Source organism: Microvirga sp. M2 (assembly GCF_047497095.1).
Lineage (GTDB): Bacteria > Pseudomonadota > Alphaproteobacteria > Rhizobiales > Beijerinckiaceae > Microvirga.
Genome location: NZ_CP134065.1, coordinates 147,524 through 172,574, shown reverse-complemented (window position 1 = coordinate 172,574; position 25,051 = coordinate 147,524). Strand labels below are relative to the sequence as shown.

Here is a 25,051-nt window from a genome sequence, read left to right as displayed (position 1 = left end):
TCCCAGCACGATGAATTCGCAAGCAGTCCCATGTCTGAAGCAAGTCCAAGGCTATGCGCGTCTGAAAAGCGGATCAGGACGTGGAAGCCGAAAGCAGCCCGCCTGCGCGCCGCAGCGCGGCAACCATATCCTCTTCGAGCTCGCCCACGATGCCGCTCAGCGGAGCGGTTCCAGTGATGGCGCCCAGGCTTTGGCCCGCCGACAGGACGCCGCGGGTGATATCACCCGTCTCATAAGCCTGGCGTGCAATCTTGCCGCTCACCAGCGGCAGCAGATCCTGAATGGTCACATCGGGTCGTTCCGTCTCGATCTGGCGCAGCTCCCGCATCGTATCGTTGGCCAGCGCCCGGACGGTGTTGCGCACTGTGTGCATGCCCAGCTCCGTATCCCGTTCCGTAGCGTCGATCAGCGCCTGCTTGTAATCCGGATGAGCCCGGACCTCGTCGGCAACAAGGAAGCGCGTACCGATCACCACGCCCGCCCCGCCCATCGCCAGCACGGCCGCCACCTGCGCGCCCGTGCCGATGCCGCCGCCAATCAGCCATGGAATCGTGAGACGTGAGGCGGCGAGGCCGGCATTCACCATGCTGCCGATCATCTCGACGCCGGGATGGCCGCCGCATTCCGCGCCGACGATGGAAACGGCGTCCACTCCAATGCTCTGGGCTTTCACGGCATGGCGCAGGCTCGACACCTTGTGCAGGACCTTGATGCCGGCAGCACGGGCGATCGGCAGATAGGTTTCTGGGCTGCGCCCGGAGGTTTCGATGAAGGCGACGCCTTCCTCTGCCACCAGCTCGAAGATTTGCCGGGTGCGCTCGCCCTCGACCAGCTTGGGCAGCATGGAAATGTTCACGCCGAAGGGCAGGCCGTCCGCCATGTCGCGGCAGCGCCGGATCTCGGCGCGCAGAGCGCCGGGATCGGCGAAACTTGCGGCGGTGATGAAGCCTGTGATGCCCGCTTTGGCGGCCGCAGCGACATAGCCGGCATCGGCAAGCCACATCAGGCCACCGGCGACGATGGGGAGGCGGGTGCCGAACAGTCGCGTCACATCGGTTTCGACCGCCGCCCGGCTTGGCGGTTCGGACGCAGCCGGGGTCGGAAAAGTCGGTACGCATTTCTCCTTGGAGGCGGCAATTCCGGCGGCGGCTTCAACGAATCCGAGCGCGCGGGTTATGGCGCGTTTCTCGCGGTCGAGCTGCGCCTCAAGATCCCCCCGGCCCGCCGCATCGAGCAGCGCCAGCATTCCCGATTGCGCCTCTCTCGCCCCGCGCGCCGTTTCGGCCGCCAGATCGAGGGCCGTGTCAAGCGCGCGCCCTGCCGGGGCCAGACGATTGACCACGCCCATGGCGGCCAGCCTGGCCGCTGGGACGCGCTCGCCCAGCAGGGCCATTTCGGCGGCGGATTGCGGTGGCAGCGCTGGGTCGAGGAAACCCGTGACGCCGCCATCCGGCACCTGGCCGGCCTTCGCGTTGGAGAGCGCAAAGTAGCTGTTTTCGGCGGCGACGATCATGTCGGCGGCAAAAGCGAGCGAGGCCCCGGCGCCGACGGCGCCGCCCTCGATCGCGGCGATCACCGGCTTGGGAAATGCCCGAAGCAGTCGCACCAGCCGGTGCAGCTCCTCGATGCCTTCCCCGCGCTGCGACACGGAAAGCGGGCCCCCCTCGGACAGGATGCGCAAATCGTCTACGGCGCAGAAGGAGCCCTCCGCACCCTGAAGAATGACATTGGCGATGTCGGGATCGCTTCGCGCGTCGCCGAGCAGTGCCGTCAGCCGGCGATACATCGGCACGCCGGGCACATTGGGCTTTCCGGGCGTCTTCAGCGTCAGCACAAGGGTCCGGCCGGCAAGATCGGCCGATACGGGGTCATGGACAGGCTCCGCCATGGTCGCTGCGTTGCCTTTCGTCATTTGCGGATGATCTTGAACGTGGCGATGGCGGTCGCGAGCAGGCGGCCGTCCTGATCGTGCAGCTTCGCCTCAGCGAACTTCAGGCTGTGGCCGCCGCCAGTGACATGGCCGGTCGCAGTGACCCGGCCGCCACGCGCGCCGGCGATGAAGTTCACGGTCAGCGTGGCAGTGACCAGCGCGGCGTCGGGATTGCCAAGCGCGTTGCGCACGGCGACGCCGCAGCTATTGTCGAGCAGCATGGAGACGAAGCCCCCGTGCAGGACGCCCATCCTGTTGAGATGCCGCGGCTCGACGGACAGGGTGCATTCGCCGCCTTCGCCCTGGGACATAGTCGAGCGGTAGCCGACAAGGGCGCGTGCGCCTGAGTGATCCACAGGCAGCATGTCGGCCGCGTCGGCTGCCCGATCGTGCCCCGGGCCCACCGTCACGCCCCGGCCTTTCGCGGCATGGCGGCAAGGCGCAATGCGTGGTCGTGGCGGTCGCCGAGCTGGTGGTCGATCATGACCAGCCGCTTGGCGTAATGCGACCCGGGATAATCCCAGGTCATGCCGATGCCACCATGCAGCTGGATCGCTTCCTCGGCGATCCTAACGCCCGTTCGGCCGATGAGGTTCTTGGCCATTGCCGTATGGCGCGCCTGCTCGGGCGTACCGAAGCTGGCAACAGCGCGGATGGTGATGGACCGGCACTGCTCCAGTTCCATCACCATATCGACCACGCGGTGGCGGAGCGCCTGGAACGACATAAGCGCGCGGCCGAACTGCCGTCGCTGTCGGACATGGCCGATCGTCATTTCGATCAGCCGGTCCATCGCGCCCACCGCTTCGGCGCAAAGCGCAATGCGCCCAAGGTCGAGCGCATCCTCGAGCACGGGCATGGCCGTTTCGCCAAGGCGCTCCGCCGGCAGTTCGCCCATGACGATGTCGGCCACGCCGCCGCCATCGATCATGGCGGCCGAAATCAAAGCGGGATCGCGAAGCAGAAACAGGCCGAATTCGGCATCAATGCGCGCCGCGACCAGCACGAGCTCCGCGCTCGGCGCGCCGTAGACGGCGGATTTACGGCCTGAAAGCAGCCATCCGTCCTCGACTTGGCGTGCTTGCGCCTCGATGGAGCCGAGATCGCAGGCTGCCTGCGGCTCGAACACGGCAAGGGCTGCCCGGCTCTGGCCGGAGACGATCGCCTCAACCAGATCATGTCGGCCGAAACAGGCAAGCAGCCGGACGCCCATCAAGGTGCCGAGGAGCGGTTCCGGGCAGAGCGCGCGCCCAACCTCCTCGAAAATCACGGTCACGTCCTCGGCTGCGCCGCCGAAACCTCCTTGCGCTTCATCGACGAAACCGCCAGTGACGCCGAGAGCCGCCAGGTCTGACCAGACACTTGGCGCGTGGTAGGGCGCTGCATGGGCCTGCGCATTGCGCTGCCCGATGGCATAGGTGTCCGAGAAATAGCGGCGCAGGCTGCTGGACAAAAGCCGGTGCCCTTCGGAGAGGGTGAAGTCCATGCGGTTAATCCCCGAACAGTCGCTTGGCCACGATATTACGCTGGATTTCGTTGGATCCGCCGAAGATCGACAGTTTGCGGTGGTTGAAAAAGACCGCGGCCGCGCGCGCCGCATCGGGCGGAACTGCAAGCTCCTCGTCGGCAAGGCCATTCGCATCCGCCGCCGCGAGCGGCCCGAGCGCCGAGCGGATCAGGGACTGCAACTCCTGGCGGATCTGCGTGCCTTTGATCTTCAGCAGCGAGCTGCCGATGCCCGCCGCCGCCCCGTCGCGCGCGGTGGCGAGCAGGCGCAAATTGGTGATGCGCAGGGCTTCGAGATCCGCCTCGATTTCCGCCGCGCGCACGGCATGAAGCGGATTGTCTGCAAGGCTGCGCCCGTCGCGCCGGATGGTCGCGGCAAGCGTGTGATACCGCGCCAGATCCCTCGCCGCATGACCGATGCCGGCAATGTTGGTGCGCTCGTGGGTCAACAGATATTTGGCAATCGCCCAGCCCTGGTTTTCCTCGCCGACGCGGTTTGCCACCGGCACCCGAACATCGGTGAAGAAAACCTCGTTGACCTCATAACTCCCATCGATCAGCCGGATTGGCCGCATCTCGACGCCGGGGGTGTCAAGATCGATCAGCAGGAAGCTGATACCTGCCTGCGGCTTGCCTTCCACGGAGGTGCGGACAAGGCAGAAGATGCGGTTGGCGTGCTGGCCGAGCGTAGTCCAGGTTTTCTGGCCTTTCACGACATAGACGTCGCCGTCCCGGACCGCGCGGGTGCGAAGGCTTGCCAGGTCCGAGCCGGCATCGGGCTCGGAGTAGCCCTGGCACCACCAGTCGCGACCGTCGAGGATGCGTGGCAGGAGTTCGTGCTTCTGCGCTTGCGTGCCGAAGCGGATCAGAACCGGTCCCAGCATGGTGAGGCCGAAGGGCACCAGCCGCGGAGCGTCGTGCAAGGCGCATTCCTCGGAGAATATGTGGCGCTGGACGGCACTCCAGCCAGGGCCGCCATGGTCCTTAGGCCAGGTCGCGGCCAGCCAGCCGCGGTCGTTGAGGATTGCGTGCCAGCGCTCGATATCGGCCTTGGCGAGCTCCTCGCCGGCCGCGACTTTGGCAGCGATGTCGGCAGGCAGGTTTTGCCTCAGGAAGCTTCGGACTTCCACGCAGAAGGCGCGCTCCTCGGCTGTGAATTCCAGATCCATGGCATTATCTACCGTCGAGGTTGGCCTTGTTAAGATCGTCAAAGCGACCGCCGTTCTCTGCGAGTTGCCGCAGGAGGCGGGGCACCTGCCAGTAATGGCCGTCCTCGCGCGCATAAGCCTCAATGCGCTCGACCAGCAGCCGCGCGCCGATGCGATCGGCATGGTTGAGCGGTCCGCCAAGATGGCGGGGGAAGCCGTAGCCGAACAGCAACACGGCATCTACGTCGATCGGACGCAGTGCGATGCCGTCCTCGACCACGCTGGTAGCTTCCGAAATCATCGCCGTCATGTAGCGGGCGACGATTTCCTCCTGCGTGAAGGCACGGGCCTTGACGCCGGCGGTCGCACGCTCGGCCGCCACGATCGCCAGGGCGTCCGGATTGGGCACGCGCGTCCCGGCATCGTCATAGAGATAATAACCGCGTCCGGACTTGCGGCCGAACCAGCCGGCCTCGCAGATGCGATCGGCAATCGCCACATAGCGCTCCTCGGGCGGCCGGGTCGGCGCCTTGCGCTTGCGCGTGGCCCAGCCGATATCGAGGCCGGCAAGGTCGGCGACGGCGAAGGGACCCATCGCGAAGCCGAATTCCTCGAGCGCGTGATCGATCTCGGCAAATGATGCGCCGTCGAGGAGCATATAATCGGCCGCCTTGCGGTAATGGGCAAGAATGCGGTTGCCGATGAAGCCGTCGCAAACGCCCGAGCGCACCGCCACCTTCTTCATGCGCGAAGCCAGATCGAAGGCCGTCGCGACCATTTCAGGCGCGGTCTTGTCGGCGACGACCACTTCCAGCAGCCGCATGACATGGGCGGGGGAGAAGAAATGCAGGCCGATCACGTCCTGCGGCCGCGCCGTCGCTGCGGCGATGGTGTTCACGTCGAGATAGGATGTGTTGGTCGCAAGGATCGCACCCGCCTTGCAGATGCGGTCGAGCTGGCCGAACAGGCCGGTCTTGACGGCGATGTCCTCGAACACCGCCTCGATCACCAGATCGACCGGAGCGAGTTCCTCCAGCCGCGTGGTCGTGCCGAACGTCCCGGCGAGCCAGTCGCGGTCTGCCGCGGTGAGTCTGCCACGCTTCACCGCGCCGTCGAGATTGCCGATCACCTTAGCCCTGGCCTGATCGACGACCTCGACGTTCGTTTCAACGAGAGTAACGGGGATGCCCGCCTGCAGCAGCGCGGTGGCGATCCCTACGCCCATGGCGCCGCCTCCGATGACGCCGGCACTTGCGACAGGCCGCGGCGGCGCGCCAGCTTCGGGAATCCGCTTGACGGCACGCTCGGCGTTGAAGGAATGAATGAGACCTTGGCGGTCGGGACTGTCCATCAGCTCCATAAAGAGGGCGCGTTCCGCTTTCAGCCCCTCTCGAAGCGGCCTGCCCGCATGCGAGATCGCCTCGACTGCCTTGATCGGCGCGGCAAGGGCGGGGCGCTTCTTCCCGAGTCTGGCAGTGGCCGCCGCGATCATCGCCGGATCGGGCGTGACGACGATTTCTCCCGTGTGCCGTGTCGGCAGCGAGCCGTCGAGGACGGCCTGTGCGGCCTCGATCGCGGCCTGACGCGGTCCGGCCTGCGAAAGACGGTCGAGAATGCCGAGCGACAGAGCTTCTTCTGCCGGCACTTGGCGCCCTGTGGAAATGATGTCGATGGCGGCTTCGAGCGCGATCAGCCGGGGCAGGCGCTGCGTGCCGCCCGCGCCCGGGAGCAGGCCGAGCGTAACTTCCGGCAAGCCCATGCGCGCATCGGCAAGGCCGATGCGCGCATGGGCGGCAAGCGCCAGTTCCAGCCCCCCGCCAAACGTGGTGCCATGCACCACGGCGATGACCGGCTTCTCGCAGGCCTCGATGCGATCGCAGACATCCGGAAGCCTGGGATCGACCGGCGGCTTGCCGAACTCCCTTATATCCGCACCGGCCGAGAAGGCGCGGCCCGCCCCATAGAGCGCCACGACCTGAACCTGCGGGTCACGCCCGAGCGTTTCCAGCGCCTGCGCCAATCCTTGCCGGACGGCCGCGCCGAGCGCATTGACGGGCGGATTGCCAATGCGCACGAGCCCGATCTTTCCCTCGATCTCAATTGAAACGACATCTTGTGTCTGTTCAGCCATGCTGACCTCCAGTTCGATCCGGTCTTCAGGCCACGCGTTCGATGATCATGGCGATGCCCTGGCCGACGCCGACGCACATTGACAGGCAGGCATAGCGGCCGCCCGTCCGCTCGAGCTGGCGCATTGCCGTCAGGATGATGCGCGCGCCCGAGGCGCCCAGCGGGTGCCCAATGGCGATCGCTCCACCATTGGGGTTCAGGCGGCTGTCGGCGGGGTCGAGGCCGAGTTGCTTGCAGCAGGCGAGCACCTGTGAGGCAAAGGCCTCGTTGATCTCAATCACATCCATGTCGGCCAGCGTCAGCCCGGCGCGCTCCAGGGCCTTGGGCACGGCGAAACCAGGCCCGATGCCCATAATGCGCGGCGGTACGCCGGCGATCGCGCCTGAAACGATGCGCGCGCGCGGCTTGGGGCCGAGCGTTCGCGATCCGATCAACAGGGCGGCCGCCCCGTCATTGACGCCAGAGGCATTGGCGGCCGTCACCACGCCGCCTTCGAAGATCGGCTTTAGCGTGGCCATTTTCTCCAGCGTGGTGTCGGGCCGAGGATGCTCGTCCGCCGCGACGATATCCGTCGCGCCCTTTCGGCCTGCATGCTCTATGGGCAGGATTTCTTCCTTGAAGAAGCCAGCCGCGCGGGCGCGCTCGTACTTTTGCTGGCTGGCATGGGCGAAGGCATCGGACTCCGCTCGGCCGATCTCATAGTCGCGGGCCAGATTGTCGGCGGTCTGCGGCATGGTGTAGTCGCCGAAGGCCCTGGCGAAAGCCTTGTTGGGAAAACGCGTGCCGATGGTGGAATCATAGATTTCCGGCTGGCGATGCCATGGCGCCGGCGATTTGGCGAGAACGAAGGGTGCGCGGCTCATGCTTTCGACGCCGCCGGCAAGATAGAGGTCGGCCTCGCCCAGGGTCACCGAGCGGGCAGCGTCCAGCGCTGCGGCCATGCCCGAGCCGCAGAGCCTGTTGACCGTAAGTCCGCCCGCTTCTTCGCGGACCCCGCCGAGCAGGCCGGCGAAGCGCGCGATATTGCGGCTGTCCTCGCCCGACTGGCAGACATTGCCGAGCACCACATCCTCGATACGCTCCGCCAGCGAGGCGGAGCGCGCAACCAGGGCGCGAACGACCCTTGCGGCCAGGTCGTCCGGCCGAATGTCGGCGAGCGCGCCGGCATGGCGGCCGAAGGGGCTGCGCAAACCGTCGTAGATGTAACCATTGAGCATGGAGCCTCTTCCCTTCCGTCAATCGCGTTCTGAGGCGCGTGACTGCACGGCCAGTTGGTTTTCGCGCCGCCACAGATCGGATCCAAGCAGCTTCCCGCCATGCACCAACTCACGTCGGAGCGAGCGAGATCGGTCATCGCGAACAGACCCATCTTGAAGCTGAATGCGGCGACAGCGGCGTTGAGCCGCCCGTCTTCTGCTTGCCGTTTCACAGCATCTCGAGCCGGGGGAGCGCTCGCAGCGACATTCCCCGGCTCGTAGTCATTCACTTCATTTTTTGATTTTCCAGAAGATATAAGTGTCGAAGGTCGGTCCGGAGATCCAGCCGGTCACGTTGGTACGCATGGCCACCGGCTCGGTCTGCTGGAACATGACGATCATTGGGCTTTCCTTCTGCATCGTTCGCTGGATCTGCAGATATGACTTAGCGCGGTTCTCGGTATCCGGATCGCGCACGGCTACTCTGGAGAGCTCTTCCAGAGTCGGATCTTTCCAGACATTGCGCCACGCCGCCGTCTTTGTCTTTCCCTCTGGGGAGTTGTCGGGATTGTTAACGAAAAAATCAACGGTCGAGTGCGGATCGCCATAGTCGGGCGACCAGTACATGAGGACGGCTTGGTGGCTGCGCGCGCGGTACTGGGTGAGTGTCTGGCGACGATCGGATGCGATGAGAGAAACTTCTATCCCAGCCTTCGCGAAATTAGCCTGTACTGCCTCCGCAATTTCCTTGTACGGCGATGAGGCGTACACGTCGAGCGTCATCTTGAAGCCGTTCGGGTAGCCCGCCTCCGCCAGAAGCGCCTTGGCCTTCCCGACGTCGAACTTGTAAGGTCGATCGCTCAAGGCCGCGAAGCCGCCCTTGCCGAGGATCGCCTGATGGACGCGATATTGCCGCTTCAGCAACACCTCCGCGATCCCGTCATAGTCGATAAGCCACCGAAGCGCCTCCTTGACCTGCGGCTTGGCGAGTTCGGGAACCGCCTGATTAAGGCCGAGATAGAACACCGTCGCCTTGTCCTCAATCTCGATCTTCACATCCTTGTTGCTCGACAAAGCCTCAAGTTGTTCCGAGCCGAGCTGGCGGGCGACGTCCACGTCGCCCTTCTCCAGCATGAGGCGCTGGGTAGTGGCCTCGGGGATATGCCGGATGATGATGCGGTTCATTGGCGGAGCGCCGCGGTAGAAGGTCTTGTTGCTGTCGAGAACGACAACCTCGCTCGGGCGCCAATCCACGAGACGATAAGCTCCTGCGCCCGCGGTGTTCTTGCGCAGCCACTCGTGCCCGAGATCGCCGTTCTTCTCATGGCTCATGACCGTTTCGCGGTCTACGACGGCGGCCACGCCGGCCGAGAGAGCATTCAGTACGAGCGATGGGGCAAGCGCCTCCGAAATCTGGAGCTGGAGCGTCCCGTCGTCCACTGCCCGCACCATCTGGTCCACATTCTCCGCGGACCACCCTAACTGATTCAGGATGAAGGCGGGGCTTTTCGAGAGCTTGACGACCCGCTGCAACGAGAATGCCGCGTCCCTCGCAGTGAGGGGCTTGCCGCTGGTGGCGAATGTCAGGTTGGGACGCATCTTGAACGTGTAGGTCTTGCCATCCGCCGAGATCTCCCATTTCTCGGCAGCGCCACCCTTGATCTTCGTAAAGTCGGTCTCATCGCTGACGACCAGGCGCAGATAGATGTTGTTGCTGAACTCGCCGCCGGCGAACTCGAACACCTCGGCAGGATCGAAGCTGACGACCCCGTCGATAGCGTGCGCCATGATCAGGGTGTCGTCGGGCGTTTTGGCGTTCGCAGGCGAGAAGGTCGTCAGCAGCAGCGCCACGCCTCCACACAGCACAGAAACTAGCTCCCTCTTCATTTTAGATCTCCTTGTTTCTTGCTAAAAGTACGGCCAGTCTTGCAGATCGAAGCCGGTCATCAACCGTGACTGCGTCATCTCCTCGGCAAACCAAAATCTACATGGCTCGCCGGCAGTCCCGTGAGGCTGCCGACGCTACAGTGACACTGTGGTGACCCCGCAGGCGGGAAATGATCTTCTTCTTGTTTGGATGGTCGGCGGCATTGTTGTAGTACCAGACCAGCTTCACCGCCTAATCATTCGCCTCCGGTCTGTCGTTAGCGTAGAGGACCTTGCTCATTCCCGTAGGGGCGATCGCGAGCAGCTTCTCCGAAAGATCAATCGCAGGTTCGGTCGAGTGACGATTGAAAAGGTGGCAGTAGGGCAGCCTCTCGAATTGCCGAACGGCAAAGTCGATGAGGCGCCTTTCGCTGAAGCCCAGGGACGCCGTCCACAGGCCTGACATCCCTGCAGGATAACGCATGCCTTGGCCGTCCTCGACATCGACTCCCTGACCGTCTCACGAGAGTGAGGGGCCCTCCGTCCGGATGACGCGACAGGTTCGTATGGGGATAGACGATGTTGGCGACGTCGCGCACGACGTTCGAATTCCAACAATCTGCCATCACTTCCTCCTTCTCACAGACCCCGCCGCGCATGAAGACAAGCTCTCACGCAGCCGCCGCTTCTCATTGTGTTGTTTCTAATATTTAGGAAGCGGTATCGTATAATGGCATTTGACCATTGGATATATCGGTTGTCAAGCTCGAGGCCGCAAAAAGGCTGCGGAGGATGGGCAGCCTATAAGGAGAGCATGAGGTTCTGGGGCTTTGTTGCATTAAACTTGGTGTGGGCATGACGAGCCCAGCTGACCGGGTCCCTCAGGCCGCAAGGCCGTAGAGCTGATTCACAAGACGGGTCTCGCCCGTCGTGCCGGACTGTGTCAGGACGCGATGTCCGCGACGGATCACGCGTGTCGCTTCGAAGCCCTTCAGGCCCGCAGAGGCTGTTCTCATCTTTTGGAAGCCGCGGGTCGGCCGGATCACGCGCTTGAGCGCACCGTGGTCGGCCTCCATGACGTTATTCAAATTTTTCGATGTCCGGTGCTCACCATTCTTCGCCAGCAGCTGTCACTTTGCCTTTAACTTTGAGATTCGTCGCGTTGGGTGTCGAAAAGCGACATTCTTTGCCCTTAAAGGCGCGGTGCCGATCAGGTTTGTTCGCTGCTCTTTGATCCCTGCGTGTGAACGCGGTGCGGTATCTGGCGCGCGATACGATCGACGGTGGCGAGCAAACGGACTTCCTTGTGATAGGTCCGGAGCAAGGCGACCTTGGCGAACTCTGTCAGGTCCCGTTCCATCTCCATCGCAGCCAGCCGCACGCCCCTGTAAACGATGTTTCACTTTTAGGGGGAAAATCTCGATTTTAAAGGCAAAATCTCACATTTAGCGGCAAAGGATTGCCATTGATTTTATTGAGTTCCTTGTCTCGCCTTTAGGGGCAAAGCGACAACAGCAATGGCGACACGGTTGAGTTCCGGTTCAGTGAGCGGCGCAATCTCACTGCCGCCAAGCGGTTTCTGCGTAAGGCACTCAAGCGGCACAGCCGGCCTGAGCGGATCGTCATCGACGGCAGCCAGACCAATCGGGAAGCCATCCTGTCGTGCGATGCCGAGAGCCGGCTGCAGGACCGGTCAAGACGGAAGCTCAAGCCGATCACGGTCCGGCAGAGTCAATACCTCAACAACCGCATCGAGCAGGATCACCGCGCCGTCAAACGCCGCGTGCGACCGATGCTTGGATTCAAGTCGGTTGACAGTGCCCGCGTGATCCTGAGTGGGATCGAGATGGTTCACATGATGCGTAAAGGACAGGCGAAGTATGCCTGTAGTTCCGACCTCTCGCTTGCCGAGCAGTTCGAGCGACTCGCTCAATAACGCGGAGCGACGTTTGCTTCATCTCTGCAAACTCAATCAGGATTTGCGACAGAGCCTGCCGGAGTGGTCCAGTCCGCGCCCCACCAAGGAGTATAACCATGCCGGGTGAGGCAGGATGATACTCGGGTTGATCAGGTACCCAGTTGAAGGCATTGTGCTATTTCATTTTGTCGAACCGATCGCGACAACTCTACTCTCTTGCGAACGCCTCTCTGAAGGCCTCATCCCCTCCTCCATCAGTTATCTCTCTTGGACAACGGCTTCGATAACCAGAAACAAGCCATATTCGGTCTTTGCTATGGTCTGCCGATCACATTTACGAACCGCGTTCCTGCTACGTACTCCCTTAGCGTATCAGTAGGCGCAGATCTTGCGCTGACCCCAGGATGGAGTCCTCACCGAGGCGAGCGAACAGGCAGGTAAATGTGGCTATCGAGCTTGGATGCTAGCAACGGAGTTGCGAAACAAGTATCAGCTTCCGGCCTCCCATCTTCTCGAAGTCACCATTGCATGGGCTGACACTCTGAAGGAAAACCATGATCAGACGATGGTCCATGTTGCTGAGCGGAAGGCGGAGGCAGCCGAGGAGGCCAGAGCAAGGGTAGCGGCAGAGAAGGCCCCGGCCAACTAGCCTGATGCAAAGGTACGTTGCTATCAAGATGCTTTCGTGCGTTTAAAACGCCGTTAACTCCTATCCGCGCACGGTGGCACATTCACGCGGAGGAATCGCCGTTGGGGTATATCACTGTATCTATCATATTGGCCGGCTCCCTCATCGCGGCCGCCATAGCCCTGACAGGGCGCTATGTTGTGACAGTTCCAAGCGGGGGTAGCGCAGGCTTTTTCTATGTGATCGATAGCTGGAATGGAACGGTTGAATATTGCGGCTTGGGCGGCATGAGTAAGCCGAGCCGATGCTTCACCACTTACCCAGGCGACAAGCGGGAGCCGACCGCACAATGAACGTCATTGCATTCACAAGCCGAAAGGGCGGATCGGGCATATGTCATCCCAGAACATAAGGAATAGTCCTATGGCAAAGCGCCCATTGCCGGCGCCTAAACAGGCCTCCAGGAAGTTAGCAGCGAAAACCATTTCCCCTTCTGCCGCAATGACAGCAGATCAAGGGGAAGCGGGTCGCCGCACTTCTCAACCTGACGGACGCAAGGGCATCCTGGTGCGCGCGAATCCAGAAGCCTGGAAAGAGTTAAAGCGGGTGGCAATCGATCAAGAGAGAACCTTACAGGATGTGATGACCGAGGCGATCAACGACGTCCTACAGAAATATGGCAAGCCCCCTGTGGCTTAGGGGGTCTGAGTTCAAACGGTCTCGGGCGGTTGAGGCGATTAGCTAAAAGATTAACGTACGGCTACATGCAAGAAATACTATGACGCGGATACAAAGTTTAGTAACGGAATCTCAACTGATCAACTGGGGGTTCTCTCAAGTAGGAAGGCTTGAGATGACAAATGCAAAGAGTGTCATTGCAGTAAAGATTGATGACGACCAGCAACTAGTCCCTAAACTTGGCTGCGTATATCTGTGGACGTTGTGTCGTCATGATGATTCATTGGAAGTAAAGTATGTTGGAATGACTCGTAGTAATATATTTCACAGGAGTAGAACGCATAAATTTGTGATCCGCTATGCTGCGGATAAAAATTTTGAGCCAGTACTTAGTAAGAAGGGGCATGCAATTAGAGAGCTTCTGTTAAAAAAAGCATGCATCTCGGTATGGTCAAGACATTCGGAACGGAGAGAAATACTTGACGAGCCTGATGTGTCATTGTGCGCAACAGAAGAGGCGGCTCTCATCAAAAAGTTTGCTCCTCACTGGAATGACGGGGGCGGCCTTTAGCGAAGGCGGCTGGTAGGCCCCCTGCCAAGAGGCTGGCTGCGGCACGATTAAGTGAAGTGAGCATATGGCTAGTCCTACAGAGGGCACTGTTGCATTAACTTGTAAAAGGCGTGACGAACCCGCCCGCTCGCTTTCTTCAGGCGGCGAGGCTGAAGAGCTTGCTGACGAGACGGATTTCGCCTGTCACTCCGGGCTGCCTCAAGGCGCAGTGGCCGCGACGGATCATTCGCATTATCTCGAAGCCCTTGATTGTCGCACGTGCCGTTCTCATGCTTTGGAAGCCGCGGGTCGGCCGGATCATCGTACGCATCCGAGGAAGACCGCAGGATCAGGCCTCGCGCGTCGATGGGATCGTGGCTAACGTTGGTGCAGGTTTAAGGGGCGGCTTTTTGTGATGCGACGGTCCTGCGAGCCTCGATGATGTACTTGAGGTTCTCGATGCCATCCTCGGTGAAGAGGACAATGTGCTCTGTCAATTCGGAGGCTGGGTAGGTGTCGTAGGCACTGAGGCGGCCGTCTTCCGGGAACATCTCGATGGAGCACTCGTGCAGGAAGTCCTCGTCTTCACCGAGCATGTCAGCCACGTATTTCAGCGTGTACAGCGTTGAGTTGCGATATCCCACTCGTCGGTCCCTTTTCTGTCACGCGGCCAACTGAGAAGCCGGGTTCTCGGCCAGCCGTCGACTTTTCCATTCCCAGGGAAGCAATTCGTGCAGGCGGGCGACAGGAAGATCGGCGATCCGGGCCAGCACGTCGGCGAGCCAGGCTTTTGGATCGACATCGTTGAGACGACAGGTCGTGATGAGGGTGAGCATGACGGCGGCACGATCCGCCCCGCGCTGGGAACCGGCGAAGGTCCAGTTGCGGCGCCCTACGGCGATCCCTCTCAAGGCCCGTTCGGCGACATTGTTCGTCAGACAAGCCCGGCCATCCTCCAGGAAGCGGGCAAAGCCATCCCAGCGCTTCAGCATGTAGTCGATGGCGCCGATCACCTCGGACGATCGGGTGAGCGTGGCGTGGCACGCTCCCGCTTCAGCCACTCGTGCATGTCATCAAACAGCGGCTTGCTTTTCTCCTGCCGCACCGCCAGTCGTTCCGCGGCGCTCAAGCCGTTGATCTGACGCTCGACGTCAAACAGCGCGTCGAACCGCTTGACGGCCTCCAACGCGATCGGGGAGATCGGCTTGCCGTTTCTTTTGCGATCCCGAGCCCTTTTCTCGATATCGGCCAGTTCAAAGAATTTCCGTCGCGCATGCGCGTGGCAGAAGGCAAAGGTAATCGGCACTGTTTTCTGTTCGGCAACACTGATCGGCTCGAAGCCATTGTAACAGTCACTCTGCAGAATGCCGCCATACCCGGCCAGGTGTTTCTGCGGATGTTCGCCGCGGCGGTCACCTGAGGCGTAGTAGACCGCGGCTGGCGGCGCAGGCCCACCAAACGGCTGGTCGTCCCGCACGTAAGTCCAGATCCGTCCGGTCGTGCACTTGCTTTTGGCTCGGATAGGGATGGTCGTATCGTCGCCGTGAAGGCGCTTGGCCGCAAAGACATGCTTCTCGATCAGATCGAAGACCGGCCTGAGAGCGGAGGTTCCAAACCCAACCTGATCGGCCAGTGTCGAGGTCGACAACGCGATGCCTTCGCATGTAAACCGGGCGCTCTGGCGATTGAGCGGACTGTGCATGCCAAACTTGTCGAAGAGGATCGTCGCCAGCAGATGAGGGCCGATGAAGCCGCGCGGCGTGGCATGGAACGGCGCCGGCGGCTGGCTGATCGCCTCACAGTCCCGGCAGCTGAACTTTTCCCGCACCGTCTCGATCACCTTGAACCGACGCGGGATCTCCTCCAGCGTCTCGGTGATGTCCTCGCCCAGTTTCGCCAGGCGCGAGCCACCGCAGCAGGCACAGGTCGCCGGGGGATCAAGCACCACGCGTTCGCGCTCGATATCCTCCGGCCAGGGCTTTCGGACTGGCCGCCTGCGCACAAAAGAGCGCCCGTTTGAGTTCCTGGCGGCGGCCTGTGCCGCAACCTCATCCTCGGTCGCGGCCATCACCAGTTCTTCGAGTTGCAATTCCAGCTGGTCGATCAGCCGCGCCGCGCGCTCGGAGCGCTGGCCGCGCAGTTCGCGCTTCAGCTTTTCGATCGCCAGTTCCAGACGGGCGATCAGGGCCTCGCTGTCGGACAACAGGGCTTGGGCCTTGGCGGCTTGCGCCACAGCCCTGTCCCTCTCGGCGACAACGACATCCCGTTCAGCCTGCAACACCTCACGCTCGGACAGCAGCGCCAGATAGGCGCTTGCAAGGTCTTCTGGACGATCGTCAGGCTTTGAAGGCATGACACCATTCGATCAGAATTTCCCTGTCTTTTCAATCAAATAATGCTACCCGACCCGTGTCGGACGCCAGGTTTCCTGAGGGGCACGCCAGTCGATTCCGGACAGCAAATAAGACAGCTGCGCCGGCGAGATTGTCACCACGCCATCGGCGGCTGACGGCCAGATGAACCGGCCGCGCTCGAGGCGCTTCGTAAACAGGCATGCCCCCTGGGAATCGTGCCAAATCACTTTGATCAGATCGCCTCTGCGGCCCCGGAAGCAAAATAAATGACCACTGAGCGGGTCATGTTTTAAGACTTCCTGCACCTGCAGGGCCAACGATGGAAAGCCCCGTCTCATATCGGTATAGCCCGTCGCCAGCCAGACCCGAACGCCGGTTGGGATGGGGATCATCGCAGCGCCTCGAGGCCCCGGATGATCCGCAGCAGCGCATCGACGTCGACATCCCGGTCGACGATCACATGCCGCCCGTTCGCGGTGACAACGTCCATCCGACCGAGGCCGCGTGGGGGATGCTGGACCGGCGTCGTCGGCACGGAAGGCTCCAAGGGCGTGCGAGCGTCCGGAACGACCAGGGCGGGCACAAACCCCTCCCAGGAACCAGCGCCAAGCCGTCCTTCTCTGTGAGCCTTGCGCCAGCTGTTCAATTGAAAGCGGGTGATCCCGTGCCGGCGCGCCGTGGCCGAGACCTGCTTTGGCCCGCGATAGCTCTCGGCCACAATCGCAAGCTTTGCTTCATCGCTGAACCGGCGACGACGGCCAGTGTCGACCACATCCAGGCGGCTGACCGGCCCACGATCCCTGATAATGTCCATGGCTACAACACCGTCCATATCGACGTCGATAGAGCCAGTGGTCTTCCATGTGCCTCAATCCCACAAGGCGGCCCTGCCCGGATGCGTACGGATCATCCGCTTGAGCGCTCCATGATCTGCCTCGATGATGTTGTTCAAGTACTTCGATGTCCGATGCACGATCTCCTTGGGCAGCAGCCCTTCATCCTGCAGGCGTTGGATTGCCTTCGGGTACGATGCCAGTTTGTCCGTTGCGATCGAGGATGGCGGATGGTTGCCCACTGTCTTCCGAGCTTTGCGCAGGAAACGATAAGCCGCTTGGGTGTTCCGGCGGTCTGAGAGCATGAAGTCGATCAGCTGGCCGTGCTTGTCGACAGCTCGGAACAGGTATTTCCATTTGCCGCCGACCCGGACGTATGTCTCGTCCACACGCCATGAACCGGACCGGTGCCCTTGGTATCGGCGCACCCGCTTGTCGATCTCTGGAGCATAGCGCTGAACCCAGCGGAAGATGGTGCTTGGGTCAACCTCGACACCACGCTCCTGCATCATCTCGGCCAGATCGCGGTAGCTGATGCCATATTTGCAGTACCAGCGCACGCATAGCAGGATGATCTCCACCGGAAAACGGCGGCGCTTGAACAGAGACAACAGGGCGGCTCCTTGATAGGCCGCACCTCATTACACTGCCAAGGTTAATGCAACGAAGCCCTCCGGATTTGCGACGGAACCGTTTCACTCCGGTATCAACACCTGGCGTGATGTGACCGGTGCAGCGTGCGCACGCTAAGCTGGAAGGAGCCAGTTACCTATGTTGTCTCCTCGGCGTCAAGTTGACAGTACCCCCACGGATCCTCATGCTCTCCAGCTTTCCGGTTGATCCTGGGTGCGATCCCCGCAATGGTCCAGTTGCTGTGGTCACCACATTACGTCTCCCCCGTTCGGGGAAATACTCTGTCCGACCATGAAGCTCGCTTCATCGGATGCCAGGAAGATATAGGACCAAGCCACTTCCTCAGGGGTCGCAATCCTTTTGATTGGGAGGTTTGAAATCTTCCACGCCTTCCACTTTTCGTCACTTGCGCGCCACATGGGAGTATCGGTCGGCCCCGGGCAGACACAGTTGACCGTTACCCCAAACTCGGCGACTTCCTGAGCCACAGAGGCTGTCAGTGCTACAACCGCAGCCTTTGCTGCGCAGTAGGCTGCATTCCTTGGCGCAGGTTTATGGGCAAGCTGGGAGGCCGTATTTATTATACGGCCGTATTTTCGCCCGACCATGTGAGGAAGAGCTTGCTTTAACCCATGAGCAACACCCTGTAAGTTGGTGTCGATTATCTTGTGCCATTCAGGCCATGACACATCAACGAACGTATTGCCTGAGCCGGCGACCCCCGCATTATTGACAAGAATATCCATTTTCCCGAATGAAGACACAGTCTTGTCGATTGCGTCCGCAACGCTGCTTTCTTCGGTAACGTCGCATTGCATCTGGAGTACGTTGGTCGATGATGTGTTCAGACAATCAGGTCCCGCGCCTCCTACGGCCAAGTCAGCTACTGCGACATTAGCCCCTTCGGCAAGCATAAGCTTTGCGACGGCCGCGCCGATGCCAGTACTAGCCCCAATTACGAGCGCGGACTTGCCCTTTAATCTTCCCATTTTGTCCATCCAATTTTGGGATTTCTCCTAACCATGTAGTCGGCTGGCACGCGAGGCTCCCCGAGCCTCTGAAAGCCACTTGGAGTATTTCCCGATGCCATCCTTCAACCTGACGTTTGCTTTGAAGCCGAAGTCTCGGCGAGCGGCGTCATAGCTGAGTGGCGGCAGAATATCGTCCAAGGGCGGGTTCTCTTCGCCGACTGTGATTATCGAGGACGGGATGAGTTCTTCGACGATCTTGGCAACCTCAGCGAGAGTGACCGTTTCTGCCCCCACAACATTGTAGGAAGGTTGCGAATAGGAGCGAGCTGACAGAGCTGTTGTTATTCCCCTGACAACATCCTCGATGAAAATATAATGTTGTGGCGTCTTTGCTCCGTACGGGAGTTCGGTCCGTTTGCCGTTAATAGCATTCAGGATCATTTCGCGAATTTCGCAGTCCGTCTCGCGGCCCGGTCCGTAAACTTTTCCGATCCTCAGGCTTACGGCTGGTATTCCAAAGCTGAGACCGTAAGAGTTCGTAATCGCTTCTCCTGCCACCTTCGTCGCGGCGTAAACGGAGGTCGGGTGGAGTGAAACTTCCTCCGACAGCGGCGCTACTGGGTTCCGCTGCCGTCCATATACGGCAATCGAGGAGCAAAAGATAAATCTGTCGATGCCTTGGCTTCTGCCAAATTCGAGGAGGTTGACCGTCCCGGAGATGTTCGGTTCCGTGATTGACGTCGGGTCGTCGCGGAACAGCATTGGCCCTGACACCCCGCCGCAGTGGATAATGGCCTCAGGGGAGAAGTTACGGCCAACTCGGTACAGGCCGTGGATATTCCGCAAGTCACAGATTTCTGTGATACCGCCGTTATCGCTTACGCGTACGTCGATGCCCAGAACGTCGTGCCCCTCGTCCCGAAGGGCCCTAGCCGTAGCGCAGCCGACAAAGCCTGCCGCTCCAGTAAGCAATATTCGCATGACTAAAATTCTGCTCTGTTTGGTCTCAGCTGATCGTGCAACTCAACGAGGGATGTATGCTCGGCCTCACTCACTTGATTTCGTTTTCGGCACGTAAGGTCCGTTGCCGTCGAAGGTGTAGGCGGTCTTCACTGTGGTGTAGAACTCCTGCGCATAGCGACCCTGCTCGCGTGGACCATAGGACGAACCCTTCCGGCCGCCGAACGGCACGTGATAGTCGACGCCCGCGGTCGGCAGGTTGACCATCACCATGCCGGCCTCGGCATGGCGCTTGAAGTGGCCGGCATGCTTCAGGCTCGTGGTGCAGATGCCCGACGACAGCCCGAACGGCGTGTCGTTGGCGATCGCCAGCGCCTCGTCATAATCCTTGGCCCTGATCACCGTCGCCACCGGCCCGAAGATCTCCTCGCGCGCCACCCGCATCCCGTTGTCGACCTCGGTGAACAAGGCCGGCGCGAGATAAAAGCCGGGCGTGTCGCGCTTCAGAAGTTCCCCGCCGGCCACCAGCCGGGCGCCCTCGTCCTGGCCGATCTTGATGTACTTCAGATCCTGATCGAGCTGGCTCTGGTCGACCACCGGGCCGATCTGGGTGCCGCTCTTGAGCGCATCGTCGATCACCAGCCCCTGCATGCGCGCCTGCATGGCGGCCACGAACCTGTCATGGATGCCCTCGGTCACGATCAGGCGCGAGGACGCGGTGCAGCGCTGGCCGGTGGAGAAGAAGGCACTGTTGACTGCGCATTCAACCGCCACCTTCAGGTCGGCGTCGTCCAGCACCACCATCGGGTTCTTGCCGCCCATCTCGAGCTGAACCTTCTTCATCGGGTCGGCCGTGATGCAGGTCTGCGCCACCTTGCGGCCCGTCGGCACCGAACCGGTGAAGGAGATGGCGGAGACCTTCGGGCTCTTCAGCATGGCCTCACCGACCACCGAACCACGGCCCATGACGAGGTTGAACGCGCCTGCCGGCACGCCGGCCCGGATGATGATCTCGGACAGCGCATGGGCCGAGCCAGGCACGAGATCGGCCGGCTTGAACACCACCGTGTTGCCGTAGGCGAGCGCCGGCGCGATCTTCCAGGCCGGGATCGCGATCGGGAAGTTCCAGGGCGTGATCAGGCCGACCACGCCGACCGGCTCGCGGGTGATCTCGACATCGACGGCCGGGCGCACGGAGGCCAGCTTGTCGCCGGCCATGCGCAGGCACTCGCCGGAGAAGAACAGGAAGATCTGAGCAGCGCGGGTGACCTCGCCGATGCCCTCGGGCAGGGTCTTGCCTTCCTCGCGGGAGAGCAGGCGGCCAAGCTCGTCCTTGCGGGCCAGGATCTCGTCGCCGACGGCCTTGAGGAGGTCGTGGCGCTGCTGGATCGTGGAACGCGACCAGGCCGGGAAGGCATCGTAAGCAGCAGCAATGGCGCGCTCGGCCTCGGCGGCCGAAGCGCGGCAATACTCACCGACCACATCATTGGTGTTCGATGGATTGACGTTGGCCGAGGCTTCCGTCGCCGACAGCCACTCGCCTGCAATATAGTTCTTTGTCATCACTAACCTGCTTGTCTGGTATTGATGAGGCCCCGCTGGGCCAGGTTGGACATGAGAGCGCCGATGCCGAAGGTCCAAGGCTCGCATTCGGAGCTCGGCTTCATGCGATTCACAAGTGCCCCAAGCTTGGGAGCGGCAATGGTAACGATATCGCCGCGCTTGTGCGTGAAGCCCATGCCGGCATCGTCACGGTCCTGTGTGGGAGCGAACATCGTCCCAAGGAACAGGGCGAACCCGTCCGGATATTGATGGTGAGCGCCGAGTGTCTGCGCAACGAGATCCTCGGGATCGCGGCTGATCTTCGTGATCGACGACGAGCCTTCGAGCTTGAAACCGTCCTCGCCCTCGACAGTCAGCGTCACGTCGGTCCGGCGGACATCGTCGAGGGAGAAGGTCTCGTCGAAAAGCCGAATGAACGGACCGACCGAGCAGGACGCGTTGTTGTCCTTCGCCTTCGAGAGGAGCAGCGCCGAGCGGCCCTCGAAATCGCGTAGGTTCACGTCGTTGCCCAGCGTCGCGCCGACGATCCTGCCTTCGGCCGTGACGATGATCACCACCTCGGGCTCAGGGTTGTTCCAGGTGGATTTGGGATGCAGGCCCGCATCCATGAACGCCCCGACGGACGAGAGGGTCGGAGCCTTGGTGAAGACCTCCGCGTCGGGACCGATGCCTACTTCGAGATACTGGCTCCAGGCCCCTTGCGCGACGAGAACCTCCTTCAGGGCCATAGCCTCGGGCGACCCAGGCTTGAGCCGGCTCAGATCGTCGCCGACGAGGCGCAGAACCTCGGCCCGAATGGCCGCCGCAGCGCTGGCATCGCCCCTTGCCCGCTCCTCGATGACACGCTCCAGCATGGAAACCGCGAAGGTCACGCCGGCCGCCTTGACGACCTGAAGGTCGATGGGGGCGAGAAGCCAGGGTTTCAAGGCGTTCCGCCTGTCGGGCGACGTATTCGCTGCGATCTCCTCCAGCAAGCCGATCCGCTCGCCCTCGGCGGTCTTCACCACCCGCGCGGGATCGTCCATGGCGGCGAGCGCGCTCATGGTGGAGGCGGAAGAGGAGATGTCGAATACCCCGTCCTGGCGGATCGCCACGATCGACGGCCCGATGCCGGGGCGCCAGACGCGCCCGGCAAGGGCTCCCTGACAGCCGTCAGCCGGTAAACAATGGTCGGCGTGATCGCGATACAATTGTCTGTCGCTCATGGTACCCACTCATTCTACATCCGTACGGAACAATTCTTGTCACATGGAGCCAGAGCCACGGAACTGCTTGCGCTTGAGAAACTGTCCGGAACCAACACGCCCGACATACTGGCGATCCGTCACGATCTTTTCGCCTCGCAGGAAAACGTCTCGCGGCGCGCCCTGGATCTTCCTGCCCTCGTAAAGAGAGTAGTCCACATTGTGGTGAAGCGTTTGTGACCCGAGCTCAACAGTTGCCGAGGGATCCCAGATGACCAGGTCAGCGTCACTCCCGACGGAAATCGTCCCCTTCTGCGGGAATAGGCCAAACACCCGCGCTGGCTTTGTTGCGACCAAATCGACAAACTGCGGCATACTCAGTCTGCCTTCGTTGACGCCTTGGTAGACCATCATCAGCCGCTCTTCGATTCCGGGGCCTCCATTCGGAATCTTTGTGAAGTCGTCGCGCCCCATGTCCTTCTGACCGACAAAGTTCCACGTCGAGTGGTCCGACGACACGGTTTGCAGAGCACCAAGGGACAATGCCCGCCATAGAATCTCCTGGTCCTTTACAGACCGAGCCGGCGGCGTGAAGACGAACTTCGCCCCCTCGAAGTCTGGGCGGGCAAGGTCCTCTTTCGTAGTGTACAGGTACTGCGTACAAGTTTCCGCCAGCACATCGACACCGCGAAGGCGACCACGAAGCACCTCGTCCAGTGCCTCCTCGCACGTCAGGTGGACGATATAGATCGACGTTCCCACAATCTCGGCCAATGCAATGGCTCGTGCCGTCGCCTCAGCTTCTACTCGCGGCGGACGCGTAGCGGCATGGTACTTTGGCTCCGTAAGCCCTGCCGCAAGCGCGTTCTTCCGTAGATAATCGGCGGCGTCGCCATTTTCGGCGTGCACCATGACGAGGGCTCCGCCCTGTTTTGCCGCGTCGAGGGCCCTCACGAGCGCGCTATCGTCAATCCCCAACATGCCCTTATAGGCCATGAACAGCTTGAAGCTGGTCACCCCCTCCTTGGGCAGTCGCAGCAATTCCTCTTCGACGCCCTCGTTGAGATCGACGACAATGACGTGGAATCCATAGTCGATACAGGCCTTATCCCGTGCCTTTGCATGCCAGTCGTCCAAGGCGCCTGTAAGCGACTGTCCAATCTCCTGCTGGCAGAAATCGACAATCGTTGTTGTGCCACCGCACGCCGCAGCAATGGTGCCGGTACGGAAATCATCGGCGGTCACTGAGTTGAAGACTGGCGTATCGAGATGGGTATGAACGTCGACCCCGCCCGGAACCACGTAACAGCCAGTGGCGTCCACGACATTATCAGCCTCCCCCTGCCCCAGAGACTCGGCTATCACGACGATCTTTCCGTCCTTAATGCCGACGTCGGCCCGGGACTGGCTCGCGGCCGTCACAACGATTCCGTTCTTGATGATCGTATCCATGATCTTCCATCTCCGATGAGTGCCCTCGCGGGACATAAACAATAACGTATGGTCACATAGTAACGGGGACTGGGGATTCGACGCCGAGCCGACCCGCCCAGGAATGTAAGGCCGGCATGATGCTCGGGTGCAATGCTACGCCGTCTCGCAACTGTTCATGCCGGTGTTCAAGGGCACGCTCGCCGGGAAGCCGAACCCGTTCATGACCGGTTGCGGTGGGACTTGCATGCGCAGTCGTCACCAGAAAGTCCATTTGCCGCCGAAACGCTTCGCTTCCCCCAAAGAACTCTGGGCAAAAAAGCTGGATAAACACCGAAGCGCCCCACCCTTCTTTGGGATCCGCACGCCCGCGACCTGCTAAGCCGGATGTCAGAGCTTCGATCAGAAGACCTAATCCAAAGCCCTTGTAACCGAGATCCTTTCCCCCGAGGGGCAGAATGCTGCCGGGGGGCTCAGCGAAGAATACCGATGGATCGGACGTAGCGTTGCCCCGTGCGTCGAGAAGCCATGGGAACGGAAGGTCTCGGCCTTCCCTATGGGCTCTCGTTACCATCGCATTTGTCGTCGTCGACATGCTGATATCGAGAAGGATCGGCTGGCCACTCGTAGGGAAGCCTGCGGCAATTGGGTTCGGCGTAATCATGCGAGCCGTTCCACCGAACGGCGCGACGCTCTCAACAGACGGATCTGAACTCGAGACGATCACGACACAACCCTGGTCGGTCGCCAGAGTGAGATATGCGGCCAGGCATCCAATATGATGACTACGGCGGATAGCGAGCGCAAAGGAGCCATGTTGCTTGACGCGCTCAAGCCCAAGCTCGATCCCGGTCGAGACAAGCCAAGGGCCTGGCAGGCGATTGCCATCCCACACGGCACTTGCTCCGAAGTCGTTGATGACCTCGACATCCACGTCCGTCGCCATCGACCCCTTCACCACTTCGTCGAGGTACGCCGGCAGGAGGGCCAGCCCATGAGTCGTGTGGCCGAGGAGATCACCCTCAACGAGTATCGATACTGTTCGATCCGCCCTGTCTTCTGGAACTCCGACGCGGTGCATCAGGCCGGCGCCGAAGGCAATCAGCTCGCCGGCGCTGTACCGTTCGTAGGTTGAATCTACCATGTGATTTTCCAAGGCCTACGCCTTAACCGCAAATACCTGGATCTCCACCTTTAGGTCTGGATGCGCAAGCCTCGCCTCGACACACGCGCGGGCCGGCGCATGCCCCGGGACGACCCATTGATCCCAGACGGAATTCATGATCTCGAAGTCCGCTATATCCTTGAGCCATATCCAGGCCGAGACGACCTGTTCCTTGGTCGCTCCCGCTTCGGACAGAAGACTGTCGATCTTGTCGAGCACCTCCCGCGTCTGCACCTCGGTATCAGCCTCCCTGGTGGTTGCAACTTGGCCAGCCAACATCACCATTGTGCCGGACAAGGGGAAGGTGACGATCTGGCTCATACGAGCGTTCACTTGCAGGCGGTCGATCATATCGAAACTCTTCTTAACGGAGAAAGTCGGTTGGACGTCAGGGATCTAGGGACTAC

Annotated in this window: 22 protein-coding genes and 2 pseudogenes; 3 read left to right on the top strand and 21 right to left on the bottom strand. The window is 61.3% G+C overall.

Annotated features, from left to right (window positions below; genetic code table 11):
• Positions 1 to 73: 73 nt before the first annotated feature.
• The 8 genes from RE429_RS29425 to RE429_RS29390 all read right to left on the bottom strand — a co-directional run bounded on the left by RE429_RS29425 (position 74) and on the right by RE429_RS29390 (position 10,852).
• The gene (locus tag RE429_RS29425) at positions 74 to 1,912 is read right to left on the bottom strand and encodes an enoyl-CoA hydratase-related protein (RefSeq protein WP_414476348.1); all 1,839 of its coding nucleotides are present in this window, start codon (positions 1,910 to 1,912) and stop codon (positions 74 to 76) included.
• Positions 1,909 to 2,295 (bottom strand): PaaI family thioesterase, encoded by a 387-nt coding sequence (locus RE429_RS29420; RefSeq protein WP_414476347.1) that lies wholly within the window; start codon positions 2,293 to 2,295, stop codon positions 1,909 to 1,911. Before RE429_RS29420 ends, RE429_RS29425 begins: the two co-directional genes overlap by 4 nt.
• A gap of 41 nt (positions 2,296 to 2,336) precedes the next feature.
• Positions 2,337 to 3,416 (bottom strand): acyl-CoA dehydrogenase family protein, encoded by a 1,080-nt coding sequence (locus RE429_RS29415; protein WP_414476488.1) that lies wholly within the window; start codon positions 3,414 to 3,416, stop codon positions 2,337 to 2,339.
• 4 nt (positions 3,417 to 3,420) lie between these two features.
• A complete protein-coding gene (locus tag RE429_RS29410) occupies positions 3,421 to 4,605 on the bottom strand; it encodes an acyl-CoA dehydrogenase family protein (protein ID WP_414476346.1) in 1,185 nt (394 codons plus the stop codon).
• A 4-nt stretch (positions 4,606 to 4,609) separates the two neighbouring features.
• Positions 4,610 to 6,715: a 3-hydroxyacyl-CoA dehydrogenase NAD-binding domain-containing protein gene (locus tag RE429_RS29405; RefSeq protein ID WP_414476345.1), complete on the bottom strand. Its 2,106-nt coding sequence runs from the start codon at positions 6,713 to 6,715 to the stop codon at positions 4,610 to 4,612.
• 25 nt (positions 6,716 to 6,740) lie between these two features.
• Entirely contained in the window at positions 6,741 to 7,931 is a 1,191-nt protein-coding gene (locus RE429_RS29400) for an acetyl-CoA C-acyltransferase (RefSeq protein WP_414476344.1), read from the bottom strand.
• 270 nt (positions 7,932 to 8,201) lie between these two features.
• Positions 8,202 to 9,761, bottom strand: a complete 1,560-nt coding sequence (locus RE429_RS29395; RefSeq protein WP_414476343.1) for an ABC transporter substrate-binding protein — start codon at positions 9,759 to 9,761, stop codon at positions 8,202 to 8,204.
• Between the two features lie 896 nt (positions 9,762 to 10,657).
• Positions 10,658 to 10,852 carry a DDE-type integrase/transposase/recombinase gene (locus RE429_RS29390; protein ID WP_414476342.1) on the bottom strand — a complete coding sequence of 65 codons (195 nt, stop codon included), beginning with the start codon at positions 10,850 to 10,852 and terminating at the stop codon, positions 10,658 to 10,660.
• Between the two features lie 434 nt (positions 10,853 to 11,286).
• Between RE429_RS29390 and RE429_RS29385 the strand changes: the two are divergent.
• The 3 genes and pseudogenes from RE429_RS29385 to RE429_RS29375 all read left to right on the top strand — a co-directional run.
• Positions 11,287 to 11,712: pseudogene (locus RE429_RS29385) on the top strand (DDE-type integrase/transposase/recombinase); the annotation flags it as partial.
• A 1,033-nt stretch (positions 11,713 to 12,745) separates the two neighbouring features.
• A complete protein-coding gene (locus RE429_RS29380; RefSeq protein ID WP_414476341.1) occupies positions 12,746 to 13,021 on the top strand; it encodes a ribbon-helix-helix domain-containing protein in 276 nt (91 codons plus the stop codon).
• A gap of 154 nt (positions 13,022 to 13,175) precedes the next feature.
• A complete protein-coding gene (locus RE429_RS29375) occupies positions 13,176 to 13,571 on the top strand; it encodes a hypothetical protein (protein ID WP_414476340.1) in 396 nt (131 codons plus the stop codon).
• 136 nt (positions 13,572 to 13,707) lie between these two features.
• On the opposite strand, the gene RE429_RS29370 is transcribed toward RE429_RS29375, so the two are convergent.
• The 13 genes and pseudogenes from RE429_RS29370 to RE429_RS29310 all read right to left on the bottom strand — a co-directional run bounded on the left by RE429_RS29370 (position 13,708) and on the right by RE429_RS29310 (position 24,995).
• Complete coding sequence (locus RE429_RS29370; RefSeq protein WP_414476487.1) at positions 13,708 to 13,842, bottom strand: hypothetical protein; 135 nt, start codon at positions 13,840 to 13,842, stop codon at positions 13,708 to 13,710.
• Between the two features lie 103 nt (positions 13,843 to 13,945).
• Positions 13,946 to 14,194, bottom strand: a complete 249-nt coding sequence (locus tag RE429_RS29365; protein WP_414476102.1) for a hypothetical protein — start codon at positions 14,192 to 14,194, stop codon at positions 13,946 to 13,948.
• Positions 14,195 to 14,212: 18 nt separating this feature from the next.
• Positions 14,213 to 15,903, bottom strand: a pseudogene (tnpC, locus tag RE429_RS29360) (IS66 family transposase).
• 45 nt (positions 15,904 to 15,948) lie between these two features.
• Complete coding sequence (gene tnpB / locus RE429_RS29355) at positions 15,949 to 16,296, bottom strand: IS66 family insertion sequence element accessory protein TnpB (RefSeq protein WP_414470660.1); 348 nt, start codon at positions 16,294 to 16,296, stop codon at positions 15,949 to 15,951.
• Entirely contained in the window at positions 16,293 to 16,718 is a 426-nt protein-coding gene (gene tnpA / locus RE429_RS29350; RefSeq protein ID WP_414476486.1) for an IS66-like element accessory protein TnpA, read from the bottom strand. The genes tnpB and tnpA overlap by 4 nt, the downstream gene beginning before the upstream one ends.
• Positions 16,719 to 16,772: 54 nt before the next feature.
• Positions 16,773 to 17,348 (bottom strand): IS6 family transposase, encoded by a 576-nt coding sequence (locus RE429_RS29345; RefSeq protein WP_414476339.1) that lies wholly within the window; start codon positions 17,346 to 17,348, stop codon positions 16,773 to 16,775.
• A gap of 267 nt (positions 17,349 to 17,615) precedes the next feature.
• Positions 17,616 to 18,368 carry an SDR family NAD(P)-dependent oxidoreductase gene (locus RE429_RS29340; protein WP_414476338.1) on the bottom strand — a complete coding sequence of 251 codons (753 nt, stop codon included), beginning with the start codon at positions 18,366 to 18,368 and terminating at the stop codon, positions 17,616 to 17,618.
• An 18-nt stretch (positions 18,369 to 18,386) separates the two neighbouring features.
• Positions 18,387 to 19,322 carry an NAD-dependent epimerase/dehydratase family protein gene (locus RE429_RS29335; protein WP_414476337.1) on the bottom strand — a complete coding sequence of 312 codons (936 nt, stop codon included), beginning with the start codon at positions 19,320 to 19,322 and terminating at the stop codon, positions 18,387 to 18,389.
• Between the two features lie 66 nt (positions 19,323 to 19,388).
• Positions 19,389 to 20,864, bottom strand: coding sequence for an aldehyde dehydrogenase family protein (locus RE429_RS29330; protein ID WP_414476336.1), 1,476 nt, complete (start codon positions 20,862 to 20,864; stop codon positions 19,389 to 19,391).
• Positions 20,865 to 20,866: 2 nt separating this feature from the next.
• A complete protein-coding gene (locus RE429_RS29325; protein WP_414476334.1) occupies positions 20,867 to 22,069 on the bottom strand; it encodes a fumarylacetoacetate hydrolase family protein in 1,203 nt (400 codons plus the stop codon).
• Positions 22,070 to 22,108: 39 nt separating this feature from the next.
• Complete coding sequence (hydA, locus tag RE429_RS29320) at positions 22,109 to 23,500, bottom strand: dihydropyrimidinase (protein ID WP_414476333.1); 1,392 nt, start codon at positions 23,498 to 23,500, stop codon at positions 22,109 to 22,111.
• A gap of 52 nt (positions 23,501 to 23,552) precedes the next feature.
• Entirely contained in the window at positions 23,553 to 24,623 is a 1,071-nt protein-coding gene (locus tag RE429_RS29315; protein WP_414476332.1) for an Ldh family oxidoreductase, read from the bottom strand.
• Positions 24,624 to 24,638: 15 nt separating this feature from the next.
• A complete protein-coding gene (locus RE429_RS29310) occupies positions 24,639 to 24,995 on the bottom strand; it encodes a RidA family protein (protein WP_414476331.1) in 357 nt (118 codons plus the stop codon).
• Positions 24,996 to 25,051: the final 56 nt, after the last annotated feature.